12 protein-coding genes are annotated in these 14,720 nt (G+C 70.4%); 4 read left to right on the top strand and 8 right to left on the bottom strand.

The features are described from left to right. Positions 1–28 precede the first annotated feature (28 nt). On the bottom strand, positions 29–919 hold the full coding sequence (locus SPR02S_RS42695) for a pyridoxamine 5'-phosphate oxidase family protein (RefSeq protein WP_019063177.1): 891 nt from the start codon (positions 917–919) through the stop codon (positions 29–31). 11 nt (positions 920–930) lie between these two features. Next, positions 931–1,380, bottom strand: coding sequence for a VOC family protein (locus SPR02S_RS42690; RefSeq protein WP_019063176.1), 450 nt, complete (start codon positions 1,378–1,380; stop codon positions 931–933). Positions 1,381–1,499: 119 nt separating this feature from the next. Here SPR02S_RS42690 and SPR02S_RS42685 point away from each other — a divergent pair, with 119 nt between their 5' ends. Next, on the top strand, positions 1,500–2,039 hold the full coding sequence (locus tag SPR02S_RS42685; RefSeq protein ID WP_019063175.1) for a CGNR zinc finger domain-containing protein: 540 nt from the start codon (positions 1,500–1,502) through the stop codon (positions 2,037–2,039). Positions 2,040–2,152: 113 nt separating this feature from the next. Continuing rightward, complete coding sequence (locus SPR02S_RS42680; RefSeq protein WP_026151378.1) at positions 2,153–5,455, top strand: S8 family serine peptidase; 3,303 nt, start codon at positions 2,153–2,155, stop codon at positions 5,453–5,455. Positions 5,456–5,558: 103 nt separating this feature from the next. Here the strand turns inward: SPR02S_RS42680 and SPR02S_RS42675 are convergent, their stop codons facing one another. After that, positions 5,559–6,329: a hypothetical protein gene (locus SPR02S_RS42675; protein WP_019063173.1), complete on the bottom strand. Its 771-nt coding sequence runs from the start codon at positions 6,327–6,329 to the stop codon at positions 5,559–5,561. Position 6,330: 1 nt separating this feature from the next. Beyond that, positions 6,331–6,852 carry a sigma-70 family RNA polymerase sigma factor gene (locus SPR02S_RS42670; RefSeq protein ID WP_019063172.1) on the bottom strand — a complete coding sequence of 174 codons (522 nt, stop codon included), beginning with the start codon at positions 6,850–6,852 and terminating at the stop codon, positions 6,331–6,333. Between the two features lie 314 nt (positions 6,853–7,166). Here SPR02S_RS42670 and SPR02S_RS42665 point away from each other — a divergent pair, with 314 nt between their 5' ends. After that, positions 7,167–8,183 (top strand): aspartate-semialdehyde dehydrogenase, encoded by a 1,017-nt coding sequence (locus tag SPR02S_RS42665; protein ID WP_019063171.1) that lies wholly within the window; start codon positions 7,167–7,169, stop codon positions 8,181–8,183. Between the two features lie 129 nt (positions 8,184–8,312). On the opposite strand, the gene SPR02S_RS42660 is transcribed toward SPR02S_RS42665, so the two are convergent. Next, entirely contained in the window at positions 8,313–8,786 is a 474-nt protein-coding gene (locus SPR02S_RS42660) for a DUF1203 domain-containing protein (protein WP_026151377.1), read from the bottom strand. A 112-nt stretch (positions 8,787–8,898) separates the two neighbouring features. Between SPR02S_RS42660 and pepN the strand changes: the two genes are divergently transcribed. Next, positions 8,899–11,472 (top strand): aminopeptidase N, encoded by a 2,574-nt coding sequence (gene pepN, locus SPR02S_RS42655; RefSeq protein WP_019063169.1) that lies wholly within the window; start codon positions 8,899–8,901, stop codon positions 11,470–11,472. Between the two features lie 94 nt (positions 11,473–11,566). Here pepN and SPR02S_RS42650 read toward each other — a convergent pair whose 3' ends face one another. The 3 genes from SPR02S_RS42650 to SPR02S_RS57585 form a co-directional block, all read right to left on the bottom strand. Then, on the bottom strand, positions 11,567–12,340 hold the full coding sequence (locus SPR02S_RS42650; protein ID WP_026151376.1) for an SDR family NAD(P)-dependent oxidoreductase: 774 nt from the start codon (positions 12,338–12,340) through the stop codon (positions 11,567–11,569). A gap of 93 nt (positions 12,341–12,433) precedes the next feature. Continuing rightward, positions 12,434–13,684 carry a sigma-70 family RNA polymerase sigma factor gene (locus tag SPR02S_RS42645; RefSeq protein ID WP_019063167.1) on the bottom strand — a complete coding sequence of 417 codons (1,251 nt, stop codon included), beginning with the start codon at positions 13,682–13,684 and terminating at the stop codon, positions 12,434–12,436. Beyond that, entirely contained in the window at positions 13,597–14,679 is a 1,083-nt protein-coding gene (locus tag SPR02S_RS57585; protein WP_019063166.1) for an EamA family transporter, read from the bottom strand. The genes SPR02S_RS42645 and SPR02S_RS57585 overlap by 88 nt, the downstream gene beginning before the upstream one ends. Positions 14,680–14,720 lie beyond the last annotated feature (41 nt).

Raw genomic sequence — 14,720 nt, 5'->3', positions numbered from 1 at the left:
ATACAGCCCCGCGCCCCTTAAGGGGCGCTTAGCGCGCCGGGGTTGGATTGGCAGGGGAGTATTCGGGGGGCGACCAGCGGAGTGGGAGTGCGGCGGGGGTCTCGATCACCTCGGTGAGAGTGAAGCGGACCCTGCGCTCGCCGTCCGTGCCGAACTCCGGCCTTGCCTCGCCGGTTAGTTGGAGGGTGGTGCCTGTGGTCCAGTCGAGGAAGAGGAGTCCTGCGCGCGGGTCGGCGAGCAGGTTGCCGAGGCTCAGGAACATGGCGTTGCCCGTGTAGTCCGGCCAGGTCAGTTCGTGGGGTGAAGTCGCCTGTACGAAGCCCGGGTTGCCGCCCCGGTGGCTGGCGTCGGCGCCGTGTTCGTGGATGGTGGCGAGGAAGAAGGTGTCGGCCGCGGCGATGAACTCGGCCTGGGAGGTCGTCAGTTCGGTGGCGTGCCGGGGCTGTGCGGGTTCACGGTCCGCGATCGTCTCGTAGGACTCTCTCCGCTGGATGTACTTGGGGCAGTTGGCGAACACCCGCTCCGCCTCGATCGCCAATCCCCGTGTCGTGCGCCGGAGTTGACCGTCTACGCGCATACGGCGGCGGGTGCGGGGGTCCAGCGCGATCGTGCCGACCGGGAGGTCCCGCGCGTCGGCGAGGGCCGGGGTCAGGGGGTCGGTGGGGCGGGTGGTGCCGGTGATCGAGATCTGGTGCGGGCCCGTCGCGCGTACGAAGCCGGGGATGCCGGTGAGCGGGGAGGCCCATACCCGGCCCGTCGCCGGGTCTGCCGCGCCCAGGATCAGGAGGGGCTGGAGTTCGAGGAAGGCGGCGGCCACCGGCTTGATGCCCTGGCCGATGATCTGGCCTACGTGGTCGGCCAGTTCGCGCACCCCCACCCGGTCCTGCACCGCGCGGGAGCCCGCGTGATAGGTCTCCATGGCCTCCATGACTAGAAGAAGCCGCAGGTCGGGGCGTCCGCGTTCGGGGTCGGGGCGTCCTCCGCTCCGGTCGGCACCGAGATCTCCAGGCGGGTGCCGTCCGGGTCGTGGAAGAAGATGCCGCCGGAGGCCGCGCCCTCGCGGTGGGCGACCACTCCCTCGTACGCGAACTCGGCGCCGTAGGCCCTGAGTGCCTCCTCGTACTGACGGACGCGCTCGATCGAGTCGGCCGCGAACGCGAGGTGGTGCAGGCCGGCGCGGTCGCGGTCGTACGGTCCCTGCGCCTGCTGCCAGAGGGTGAGGACCGGGTGGTCGCCGGTGCCGTCGCCCAGGAACGCGTACCGGCGGTCGTCCTCCTTGCCCTCGGCCAGGACCGCGAAGCCGAGGACGTCGCGGTAGAAGGCGAGCGAGCGGTCGAGGTCGGTGACGTTCAGGCCGACGTGGCCGGTGTGCAGGGTCATGAAAAGCCCTCCTCCGATACAACCGCGATATAACTGTTGTAGACGACGTTAGTGGTTAGAATCGAGCGGGTCAACCGTTCACGTAGTCTTGACCGGTTAGATCAGAAGGGAGCTTCTCCATGACCACCGACCCGGACCCCCGGCCGCTCATCGGCGAGCCGCTCGCGCTCGACCTGCTCAACACGCGGTGGATGCGGGACGGGACGATGCAGGACCTGCTCTCCGGCCCCAGCGGGCTCGCCGTCTGGCTCGGCTCGACCGGGCTCGACAAGCGGTTCGAGGCGAACCCGGTCACCCTGCTGCACACCACGATCGCGCGCGACGCGCTGCACGCGGCGGTGGACGGCTCCCGCACGGAGGACCTCGACCTGGTCCTCGACCAGGGCCGGATCCGGGCCACGCTCACCGCCGAAGGCCCCGGCGAGATCGCCGAGTTCGGCGACCCCCGGTGGGGCCCCGGCTGGCTCGCCGCCCGCAGTTATCTGGAGCTGCTCTCCACCGCCCCGGACCGCATCCGGCGCTGCGCCCACGACGCGTGCGTCCTGCGTTTCTTCGACACCTCGCGGAACGGCACCCGCCGCTGGTGCTCGATGGCGGCCTGCGGCAACCGCGCCAAGGCGTCCCGCCACTACGCACGTTCGAACCAGCGGAACGAATAGGGGGTTTTCCCCATACGTTCATAGCGTTTCGGTCAACACTTCCCAAACAACCGTCCCTTGGGTAAAGCTGTGCCCTCGTCCGGCACTGGATTCTTCACCTACAAGGGATGCCGATGACCCTCTCCCACCAGAGACGCGTGGCCCGAATATCCGTGGCCGCCGGTCTCGTCGCCGCGCTCTCCGCGGCCGGGCCGATACCCATGGCCTTCTCCGCCGACTCGCCGTCCGCGACCACACCCGCGGACGGCACGGTCAAGTCCGCCGCCGCCAAGCTCGGTTCGGACGACGCCGATCTGCTCGCCACGGCCAAGGCCGACGGCGACAAGAACATCACGATGATGATCGCCACCGCGCCGGGCGCGACCGAGCAGGTCGCCCAGCAGCTGGACGCGGTCAAGGGCGGCGCCGTGGGCCGCACCTACGACAAGCTCGGCTACGTCCGCGCCACCGTCCCGACCGGCAAGGCGGACTCGGCGATCGCCGCCGCCGCGAAGCTGTCCTCGGTGCAGGCCATCGACCTGCGGCAGGAGATCGCCCTCGACGATCCGACGCCGAGCGCGGACACCGCGACGGGCGCCAAGAGCGCCAACAAGGCCACGGCGACGACCACTTACTCCGCGCCGAGCAAGAGCACCCCCGCCGAGAACCCGTACAACCCGTCCTTCGAGACGGGCGCCGTCGACTTCGTGAAGAAGAACCCGAAGGCGGACGGCCGCGGCATCACCATCGGCATCCTCGACTCCGGCGTCGACCTCGGCCACCCGGCGCTGCAGAAGACCACCACCGGTGAGCGGAAGATCGTCGACTGGGTCACCTCGACCGACCCGATCGTCGACGGCGACCAGACCTGGCGCCCGATGATCACGGCCGTGTCCGGCCCCAACTTCACCTACGGCGGCCTGAGTTGGACGGCGCCCGCGGGGTCGTACGAGATCAGCACGTTCAAGGAGTCGTACACCACCGGCGGTGACGCGGCGGGTGACGCGAACCGTGACGGTGACACCACCGACTCGTGGGGCGTCCTGTACGACCCGGCGGCCGGCACGGTGACGGTCGACCTGAACAACAACCACGACTTCGCCGACGACGCCCCGATGAAGCCGTACAAGGACGGTTACCAGGTCGGCTACTTCGGTACCGACAACCCGGCGACGGACGTCGTCGAGCGGCAGCCGTTCGTGGTGCAGATCAGCAAGGACGTACCGATGGACCCGTACGGCGGGTCCTGGGTCGGCAAGACCGCCGACTTCGTCAACATCGGTGTCATCGAGTCCGAGCACGGCACGCACGTCGCCGGTATCACCGCGGCCAACGGCCTGTTCGGCGGCAAGATGAACGGTGAGGCGCCGGGCGCGAAGCTCGTCTCCTCGCGCGCCTGCACCTGGACCGGCGGCTGCACCAACGTGGCGCTCACCGAGGGCATGATCGACCTCGTCGTCAACCGCGGTGTCGACATCGTCAACATGTCGATCGGCGGCCTGCCCGCGCTGAACGACGGCAACAACGCGCGCGCCGCGCTGTACACGCGGCTCATCGACACCTACGGCGTGCAGCTCGTGATCTCGGCCGGCAACTCCGGTCCGGGCGCCAACACGATCGGCGACCCCGGCCTGGCCGACAAGGTGATCTCCGTCGGCGCCTCGATCTCGAAGCAGACCTGGGCGGCCAACTACGGTTCGCAGGTGGCGACTTCGTACCAGCTGCTGCCGTTCTCCTCGCGCGGTCCGCGTGAGGACGGCGGCTTCACGCCGACGCTCGTCGCGCCCGGCGCCGCGATCAACACCACCCAGACCTGGCTGCCGGGTTCCCCGGTCGCCGAGGCGGGTTACACGCTGCCGGCCGGCTACTCGATGCTCCAGGGCACCTCGATGGCCTCCCCGCAGGCCGCGGGCGCCTCGGCGCTGCTGCTGAGCGCCGCCAAGCAGAAGAACATCGCCCTCACCCCGGCGACCCTGCGCACGGCGCTGACCTCAACCGCCGATCACATCAAGGGTGTTCAGGCGTACGAGGAGGGCGCGGGCCTCATCAACATCGTGGACGCGTGGAAGTCCATCAAGGACGACGCCACAGCGCACGAGTACACGGTGAAGGCCCCGGTCGACACCGCGATCGACTACGCGCTCAAGACGCCCGGCTTCGGCACCGGTCTCTACGACCGCGAGGGTGGCCTCAAGGCCGGCGCGAAGAAGACGTACGACATCACCATCACGCGAACCACCGGTGCGGACAAGGCCGTTCGGCACGAGCTGCACTTCGAGAACAACGCCGGTGACACCTTCAAGGTCATCGGCTCGGACGAGGTCAAGCTCCCGCTGAACCAGCCGGTGACGGTCAAGGTGCAGGCGGCGCCCAGGAGTTCGGGCATCAAGAGCGCGATCCTTGAGGTCGACGACCCGAAGACCGAGGGCGTCGACAAGCAGGTCCTGACGACGGTCGTGGTCTCCTCGCCCGTCAACTACACCTACTCCACCGCGAGTTCGGTGCAGCGCAACAGCACGCAGTCGTACTTCGTGACCGTCCCCGAGGGCGCCAAGGCCTTCGAGGTCGCGATCAGCGGGCTGAAGGACAAGAGCCAGACGCGGTTCATCTCGATCCACCCGTACGGCGTTCCGGTCGAGGACACCGGCACCCCGTACTGCTACAACAACTACCTGGACGGCAACGGCTGCAAGCCCGACGTGCGGTCGTACGCCGACCCGCAGGCCGGGGTCTGGGAGATCGAGGTCGAGTCGCGCCGTACGTCGCCGCTGCTCGACAACCCGTACAAGCTGGACGCCACCGTCCTCGGCGCGGCCTTCGACCCGGAGACCGTGACCGTGCCCGAGGCGAAGGTCGGCGTCCCGGCCACCGCCTCCTGGAAGGTGACGAACAACTTCGCGGCGCTGGACGGCACGTTGAAGGGCGGCCCGCTCGGTTCCTCGCTGACCACGCGGCCCACCATCGCCGATGGCGCCACGCAGACCACCACGGTCGAGGTGCCCGCGGGCGCCACCTCCCTGGACGTCGCCATCGGCAACGTCTCGGACACGGCGGCCGACCTGGACCTGACCGTGTACAACTCCGCCGGGACGGCCGTCGGCCAGTCGGCGGACGGCGACTCGGAGGAGGCGGTCTCGATCGCCAACCCGGCCGCCGGTACCTACACGGTCGAGGTCGCGGGCTACTCGGTGCCGTCCGGCTCGACCGCGTACGACTACCTCGACGTGTTCTTCTCCCCGGCGCTCGGCACGGTCACCGTCGACGACTCGACGCCGGTGAAGCTCGCCACGGGCGCCTCGGCGACCGTCTCGGGCAGTGTCACCGCCCTGGCCCCGGCTCCTGAGGGACGCGAGTTCTTCGGCCAGGTCCAGCTGGTCAACGCGCGCGGCACGGTCGCGGGCCTGGGCAGCGTGAAGATCGAGAAGGTCACGTCGTAGATCGAGAAGGTCACGTCGTAGTACGTATGCGGATGTCCTAGTACGCATGCGGCTACGGCGGTGAGGGGGCGGGCGTCCGTGCGGGCGCCCGCCCTTCTCGCTGTCAGCCGGTCGGGCAGGTGGTGGTGCCGGGTCCGGCCAGCGCCTCGACGATCGCGGCACTGTCCGTGGCGACCGCGTCGTCGCCGACGACCCAGAGGGTCGCCGTGTCCGAGCCCTTCGGAACCCCGACCAGCACGTGCTGCCCCTGGCGCGGCGCCGGCTGCGCCCCCGCGGCCAGTACGACCGTGACGTCGGCCGGGCCGTGGGCGGGCCGGTAGGAGCGGGTGACGGCGAGCGTGATCCGTTTGCGGGGGTCGGAGCCCGGCTTCACCTCGGTCACCGTCCCTTCGACCAGGAGGCGGGAGCAGGCCACGTACAGCTCAGGGTCGGCCAGCGCGCCCGGGGTCGCGGAGCCGTCCGCCGGCGCCGAGCCGACGCTGGTCTTCGCCCCCTGGTCCGCGCTGCTGCTGGAGTCGGCGTTCATGCCCCCGTTGTGCGCGACCAGCCAGGCGAGCCCGGTGATCATCGTGGCGACGACCGCCGTCGCGAGGGTGCCGAAGGCGAGGGCGCGCAGGCCGGGATGACGCCGTGGGGCCGGGCGGAGCGAGCTCACCGGTTTCGGCGCGGGCTCAGGTTCCGGTTGCGGCTCCGGTTGCGAGAGCGCGTGCCCGATGATCCCCAACTGCTCCCGCAACAGCGCCACATCGGCCGTAGCGGCCCGGTGCTCGGCCATGAAGGCGGCGTCCGCGAGCGCCGCTTCCGGCAGCGGCTCGTCCGTGATCGCGGCCAACAGCGCGTCCACGCCGTCGTATTGATTCCGCTCCGCGGTCACGTCACACCACCTCGTCCTCGTGCAGGCGGTCGCGCAGGGCGCGGACCGCGGAGTGCAGCCGGCTCTTGACCGTGCCTTCCGGGATGCCGAGTTCCTCGGCGATCCCACGCACGGGCAGGTCGGCGAAGAACCGCAGGACGAGGACCTGGCGGTGCTGGTCGGGCAGTTCGTCCAGGCCCTGTGCCACCGCGAGGGACAGGACACTCGTGTCCTCGCCGGAGGGATGCTCCAGCTGGCGCAGGGAGGCCAGCCGCTCCCCCACCCGCTCCTGACGGCGCTTGGCCCGGTGCCAGTCCATGGCGAGGTTCGAGGCGACGACCGCCGCCCACGCCGAGACGTCGCGCGGCGCCTCGTCGCCCTTCGCCGCCCGCTCCAGCAACCGCAGCCGTACCTGCTGGACGCCGTCCGGCAGATCCGCCTGCGGCACCCCGCCGAGCGCGAGCACCGCCCGCACCCGCCGTTCCTGGGCCGCGTCCAGAGGATCGTCGTCCTCCTGGACCCGGCGGGCCTTTCTGCGCAGCACAAGCCACCCCCTCACCGCGTTTCCTCTACGACGCCGGAGCGCCCGGAAACGTTCGGCCGGGCGAGGAGGAGTTTTCCGCGGCGGCGGCCGGAGGCGTGGATCACACCGGCGGGCGGGACGGCTTGCGGTCCTGAGCCGGTGCGGGGCGGATTTCTCGCAGCGCGCGGAGCCGTCGCCGCAGGATCGGGCTGCGGGCGGTCAGGTGTCGCGTCCCACTCCTCGGGCCGGGCGGCGAAAGGATTGGACACACGGGCACGGGTGAGACGCATCATGGAAGCGCTGGACCACGTAGAACGCATGTAAAGGGAGTCGCCGTGAAGGTCGGAATCGTCGGAGCCACCGGTCAGGTCGGCACGGTCGTGCGCAGGATCCTGGTCGAGCGGGACTTCCCCGTCGACGAGCTGCGCCTGTTCGCCTCGGCCCGTTCGGCCGGGACGGTCCTGGACGGCGTGACGGTGGAGGACGCGTCGAGTGCCGACTACTCCGGCCTCGACATCGTCATCTTCTCCGCGGGCGGCGCGACCTCGAAGGCGCTGGCCGAGAAGGTCGCCTCGCAGGGCGCGGTCGTCATCGACAACTCCTCCGCCTGGCGCAAGGACCCGCAGGTCCCGCTGGTCGTCTCGGAAGTGAACCCGCACGCGATCGTCGACCGCCCCAAGGGCATCATCGCCAACCCGAACTGCACGACGATGGCCGCGATGCCGGTCCTAAAGCCGTTGCACGCGGAGGCGGGCCTTGAGGCGCTGATCGTCGCCACGTACCAGGCGGTGTCCGGTTCCGGTCTTGCCGGGGTGGCCGAGCTGCACGGCCAGGCCCTCAAGGTCGTGGCCGACGCCGACAAGCTCACCCACGACGGCGGCGCGGTCGACTTCCCCGAGCCGCAGGTCTACAAGCGCCCCATCGCCTTCAACGTGCTCCCCCTCGCGGGCTCGATCGTCGACGACGGCCTGAACGAGACCGACGAGGAGCAGAAGCTCCGCAACGAGTCCCGCAAGATCCTGGAGATCCCCGAGCTGAAGGTCTCCGGCACCTGCGTCCGCGTCCCGGTCTTCTCCGGCCACTCCCTCCAGGTCAACGCCCGTTTCGCCCGCCCGATCCCGGTCGAGCGCGCGACGGAGCTGCTCGCCGGCGCCCCCGGTGTGGCCCTCTCCGACATCCCGACCCCCCTCCAGGCGGCCGGCCAGGACCCGTCCTACGTCGGCCGCATCCGCGCGGACGAGACGGTCGAGCACGGTATCGCCCTGTTCATCTCCAACGACAACCTCCGCAAGGGCGCTGCGCTGAACGCGGTGCAGATCGCGGAGCTGGTGGCGGCGGAACTGAAGGGCTGACGCCGGGAGTTCTTCGCCCCCGCTGTCCCTACCCGTCCCATCCTTCTGGGGCTCCGCCCCAGGCCCCGTTCCTCAAACGCCGGAGAGGCTGGATTTTCGGCCCGTCCGGCGTTTGAGGAGTGCAGGGTGCTACGCCCTGCGTACCTCGAAGTAGAAGCAGCCGTACTCCACCGCCCGAACGTGGACGAGGACCACAGACAGGTCGGCGAAGGCCCTGTGGAAGGCATCGTCGTCGAGGGGGTCGACCAGCTCGCCGCCGAGGATGCGGCCCTCGGCCGAGTAGCGGCGCAGCACCCGGTGGGCGTTCGCGAAGGGATACCCGGAGCCGGCCGCAGGCCCCGCGCACTCCTCCGCGTGGATGAACACCGGCCCCTGCTCGTCGTACGCCCCCGGCTCGGCCCCCGTTTCCGCCGCCCAGCGTCGCAGCGGGGCGTACGAGACGAGGGCGATGCGCTCACCCGGCTCGCTGTGGCGCAGGCAGCAGCGGAGCGGAGCGCCTCCCTCCTCATCGAGTGCGGGAACCATTCGGCGTCCCGCATCGTCAGCAGAGCGCAGCTCCTTCAGGATCGTGGGGTCGATGGGTCGTGGCGTGTACGTCGTCATGACACCAGGCTCGCGCTCGTTCGCCCCGCTCACCGGCGGGATACGGACATCGCGCTTCCCGCAGCTCCCGTGGAAGGATGGCGCAACCCACACATAACGAGGAGATGACCGCGTGCCTGGCACAAACCTGACTCGCGAAGAGGCGCGGCAGCGGGCAACGCTGCTCACCGTTGACTCGTACGAGATCGATCTCGACCTCTCCGGCGCGCAGGAGGGCGGGACCTACAGGTCCGCGACGACGGTGCGCTTCGACGTGACGGAGGGCGGCACCGAGTCCTTCATCGACCTGATCGCCCCGGCCGTCCACGAGGTGACGCTGAACGGCGACCCGCTCGACCCCGACGAGGTCTTCAAGGACTCGCGGATCGCCCTGGCCGGGCTGCTGGAAGGGCCGAACGTCCTGCGGGTCGTCGCCGACTGCGCTTACACCAACACCGGTGAGGGGCTGCACCGGTTCGTCGACCCCGTCGACCAACAGGCGTACCTCTACACCCAGTTCGAGGTGCCGGACGCGCGCCGCGTGTTCGCCAGCTTCGAGCAGCCCGACCTCAAGGCCACCTTCCAGTTCACCGTGAAGGCGCCCTCCGGCTGGACCGTCATCTCCAACTCCCCGACGCCCGAACCCCGGGACGACACCTGGGTGTTCGAGCCGACGCCGCGCATCTCGACGTACATCACCGCGCTCATCGTCGGGCCGTACCACTCCGTGCACAGCGTGTTCGAGAAGGACGGGCAGAGCGTGCCGCTGGGCATCTACTGCCGGCCCTCGCTCGCCGAATACCTCGACTCGGACGCCATCTTCGAGGTCACGCGGCAGGGATTCGACTGGTTCCAGGAGAAGTTCGCCTACCAGTACCCCTTCAAGAAGTACGACCAGCTGTTCGTCCCGGAGTTCAACGCGGGCGCGATGGAGAACGCGGGTGCCGTCACCATCCGCGACCAGTACGTGTTCCGGTCCAAGGTGACCGACGCCGCGTACGAGGTGCGGGCCGCCACGATCCTGCACGAGCTGGCCCACATGTGGTTCGGCGACCTGGTCACCATGGAGTGGTGGAACGACCTGTGGCTGAACGAGTCGTTCGCCACCTACGCGGAGGCCGCCTGCCAGGCGTACGCCCCCCAGTCGCGCTGGCCGCACTCCTGGACGACCTTCGCCAACTCGATGAAGACCTGGGCCTACCGGCAGGACCAACTGCCCTCCACCCACCCGATCATGGCCGAGATCAACGACCTCGACGACGTGCTCGTCAACTTCGACGGCATCACGTACGCCAAGGGCGCGAGCGTCCTGAAGCAGCTCGTCGCGTACGTCGGCATGGACGAGTTCTTCGCGGGCGTGCAGGCGTACTTCAAGCGCCACGCGTACGGCAACACCCGCCTGTCCGACCTGCTCGGCGCGCTGGAGGAGACCTCCGGGCGTGATCTGAAGACCTGGTCGAAGCTGTGGCTGGAGACGGCCGGCATCAACATCCTGCGTCCGGAGATCGAGACCGACGCGGACGGCGTCATCACCGCCTTCGCGATCCGGCAGCAGGCCCCGGCGCTCCCCGAGGGCGCCAAGGGCGAGCCGACGCTGCGCCCGCACCGCATCGCCGTCGGCCTGTACGAACTCGACGAGGACACCGGCAAGTTGGTGCGCGACGAGCGCGTCGAGCTGGACGTGGACGGCGAACTCACCGCCGTACCGCAGCTGGTGGGCAAGCGTCGTCCGGACGTGGTCCTGCTCAACGACGACGACCTGTCGTACGCGAAGGTCCGCCTCGACGAGCAGTCCCTCGCGTTCGTCACCGAGCACCTCGGCGACTTCGAGTCCTCCCTCCCCCGCGCCCTGTGCTGGGCCTCGGCCTGGGACATGACCCGCGACGCCGAACTCGCCACCCGCGACTACCTCTCCCTCGTCCTGTCGGGCATCGGCAAGGAGTCGGACATCGGTGTCGTGCAGTCGCTCCAGCGGCAGGTCAAGCTCGCGATCGAGCTGTACGCCGACCCGGCCGCCCGCGAGGCCCTGCTCACCCGCTGGACGGACGCCACGCTGGCGCACCTGCGTGCCGCCGAGGCCGCGAGCGACCACCAGCTGGCGTGGGCCCGCGCGTTCGCGTCCACGGCCCGCACCCCGGAGCAACTCGACCTGCTGGACGCCCTGTTGGAGGGCACCCAGACGATCGAGGGCCTGGCCGTCGACACCGAGCTGCGCTGGGCGTTCGTCGAACGGCTCGCGTCCGTGGGCCGGTTCGACGAGTCGGAGATCGCCGGCGAGTACGAGCGGGACAAGACGGCCGCCGGTGAGCGCCACGCGGCGACCGCCCGTGCCGCCCGCCCGACCGAGGAGGCGAAGGCGGAGGCCTGGGCGCAGGTCGTCGAGTCCGACAAGCTCCCCAACGCCCTTCAGGAAGCGGTGATTTCGGGCTTCGTCCAGACCGATCAGCGCGAGCTGCTGGCGCCGTACACGGAGAAGTACTTCGAGGCGGTCAAGGAGGCCTGGGACACCCGTTCGCACGAGATCGCCCAGCAGATCGCGGTCGGCCTCTACCCGTCGATCCAGGTCTCCCAGGACACCCTGGACCGCACGGACACCTGGCTGACGACCGCCGAGCCCAACGCGGCCCTGCGCCGCCTGGTCTCGGAGTCCCGCTCGGGCGTGGAACGCGCGCTGAAGGCCCAGGCGGCGGACGCGGCGGCTTCATAGTCACAGTCGGTCCGGTCGGTTCTGCTACGGCCATGAGGGGCGCCCGGCGATCCGCCGGGCGCCCCTTCGCATGTCCTCGGCCTGCTCGACCCGCTCAGCCCGGGAACATCCCGCCCGTGACGTTCACGAACGTGCCCGTGATGCTCGCCGCGTGGTCCGAGGCGAGGAACACGGCGGTCGCGGTGATCTCCGCGAGGGTGGGGTTGCGGCGGGTCATGCGCAGGCTCGACAGCTGGTCGAGGATGCCCTGGATCGCCGCCTCGTTGAGGTCGGGGTTGACCTTGCCGAGCTTCTCGACGGTGAGGGTCTCGGGGATCCCGGCGGCCCACAGTCCTACGGCGCGCACCCCGCGCGGGCCCAGTTCCATCGCCAGGTTGCGCACCAGGCTGTCGGTCGCCGCGTCGGCGGGACCGGTGCCGCCCATCATCGGACTCCCGTGCGCGGAACCGCTGTTGAGGGTGAGGACGACACCGGAGCCGCGCTCGGCCATCCGGCGGGCGGCGGCGCGGGCGGTGATGAAGTTGGCGCGGGTGCCGTTGAGAACGGGCCGCAGGAAGTCGTCGACGGGCATCTCGGTGATCGGCATGCCCTGCACATCACCGCGCGAGACGAGGTTGAAGGACACGTCCACGTCTCCGACGCGGGCGAGGTGTTCCGTGACGGCACTCTCGTCGAGGGCGTCGACCACGGCCACCTCTGCACCCTCGATACCGATGTCCTTGATGTGGGCGGCCACGGCCTCCAGCGTCTCCCGGGTGCGTCCGACGAGGTGGACCCTGGCGCCCTCGGCGGCGAAGGCACGGGCGACCGCACCGCCGATCGAGCCGCCGGCGCCGTAGATGACCGCGGTCTTGTCGGTGAGCAGCATGGTGAACTCCTTGTGGGTCGTGAGGTACGTGTCGTTCGTGCCGGCCATACAGACGCACAAGGAGCCCACCACTCATCGCTCACCGCCTGTCGTTCACAGCCGCAGGGGGAGTCCGAAGGCCGGGAACAGGTGCGGCTCGAAGGAGGTGATCTCGACAATCCGGTCGTCGCCGTCGAAGCGCAGCACGTCGAGAACCTGCGCGCGGTAGACGGTCGTACCGGGTCGGCGGACGTAACCCCCGGCCGCGAGCTGCCCGTTGGCGCGGGCGGGGAGATGGCGCCAATGCCCAAGGAACATGGGCGAGTTGGCGTCGAGGCTCACGCTGAGGAACTCCACGAGCGCGTCGCGGCCGGTGAACCAGAACGGGTTCGGCGGCATGGTGAGGGTGACGTCCTCGCTGAGCAGCGCGGCGACCTCGGAGAGGTCGAGGCGTTCGGCGGCGGCCATGTACCGCTTGACCAGGGCGCGTTGGTGCTCGGTGGGCCCGTCGGCCGTCCAGTCCGCGCGCCTGCCGGGCAGCCGGTCGCGCAGGGTGGGGCGGGCGCGTTGCAGCGCGCTGTTGACCGAGGCCACGGTCATGTCGAGGGCCTCGCCGGTCTCGACGGCGGTCAGCCCGAGCACGTCCCGCAGCACCAACACCGCGCGCTGGCGCGGCGGGAGATGCTGGACGGCGGCCAGGAAGACCAGTTCGAGGGTCTCGCGGGAGACCGCGGCGGCCTCCGGCTGCTCCTCGGCGGAGGGCAACTCGTCGTCGGGGTAGGGCTGTAGCCACGTGATGCGCGCGGGTGCCTCCCCGGCGCCGTGGTTCATGCCGGGCAGCGGCTCGTAGCGCTTGGGGCGGCGGGCCGTACGGCGCTGGAAGTCCAGGCAGGCGTTGGTGGCGATGCGGTACAGCCAGGTACGGGCACCGGCCCGCCCCTGGAAGGTGTCCCGGGCCCGCCAGGCCCGCAGGAAGGTCTCCTGGACCAGGTCCTCGGCGTCGTCGTACGACCCGGTCATGCGGTAGCAGTGGACCTGGATCTCCCGGCGGTGGGACTCGACGAGGGCAGCGAAGTCCCCTTCGTCGAGCGGGACTTCCGCAAGGGCGGAGACTTCCGTAACGGGTACGTGAGTGACGGATTCCTGAGCGGTGTCCCGCGCCGTCCGCGCCACCCGCCGGAGCCGCGCGACGGACGACGACAGCTCCGTCACTCCGGAGTAGAAGACGGAAGGCGGCTGCGGCACCAACTCCTCGACCTGGCGCCCGATCTCCCTGATCAGCCCGTCGACTCCGACTCCGACCCCGCCACCACCGCCCTGCCGCTCCCGGTAGGCCTTCTGTCGGCAGGCGGCGGAGCAGTACACGGACCGGCGTCCGGTCCGCCCGGCCCGTGCGGTGAGCGGCTTGCCACAACTGGGGCAGGACTCTTCGGCCACGAGCGCCTCCGGCGTTGCGTCACGGTGTTCCCGCGTGACGCTACTCCCCGAACGAGAACGCGAGGGGTACGCGTACCGATCTGCCCGAACACCGTCGCCCCGAACGCCAACGCCATCCCGGCCACCTGCACCGGCGTCAGCGCCTGCCCCAGCGCCGCCCACCCGACGACCGCCGCGGTCAGCGGGGAGAGCGGCCCGAGGAAGGTGACCTGGGTCGCGGAGAGCCGACCAATACCCCGGAACCAGAGCCAGTACGCGATCGCCGTGTTGGCCAGCGCGAGGTACAGGTAACCGCCGATCGCCCGGCCGTCGAGCGCGGGTGGCGCCCCCTCGACCAGGAAGGCGACGGGGGCGATCAGCAGCCCGCCCGCGGTGAGTTGCCAGGCGGTGAGGGCGAGCGGGCCGACGCCGTCGGGGCGGCCCCACCGCTTGGTCAGGACGGTGCCGGTGGACATGGAGGCGGTGGACGCGAGGGCCGCGAGCACGCCGACCGGGTCGAGCGCTCCGGCCGCCTTCAGTACGACGAGACTGACGCCGAAGGCCGCGATCGCGCCGGTGAGCACGCTCCGGGCCGTCGGCCGCTGCCCCAGCAGGCCCGCCGAGAGGCCCACGACGATCAGCGGCCCGACCGAGCCGACGACCGCCGCCATGCCGCCGGGGAGCCGGTACGCGGACAGGAACAGCAGCGGGAAGAAGGCGCCGATGTTCAGCGCGCCGAGCACCGTCGCCTTCCACCACCAGGCACCGCGCGGCAGCACCCGGGCGAGCGCGAGGAGCACCAGACCGGCGGGGAGAGCGCGCATCAGCCCCGTGAAGAGCGGGCGGTCGGGCGGGAGGAACTGGGTGGTGACGGCGTAGGTGGTGCCCCAGGAGATGGGGGCGAGGGCGGTGAGGGCGGCCGTCAGGGCCGGGCGACTGGCCATGGGAGACACGCCTTTCAGCAGGGGCCGGCAGAGGCCGAAGT

Source organism: Streptomyces prunicolor NBRC 13075 (assembly GCF_000367365.1).
Taxonomy (GTDB): Bacteria; Actinomycetota; Actinomycetes; order Streptomycetales; family Streptomycetaceae; genus Streptomyces; species Streptomyces prunicolor.
Note: the sequence above shows the minus strand (reverse complement) of the source record. Positions and strands in the feature narration are given on the sequence as shown.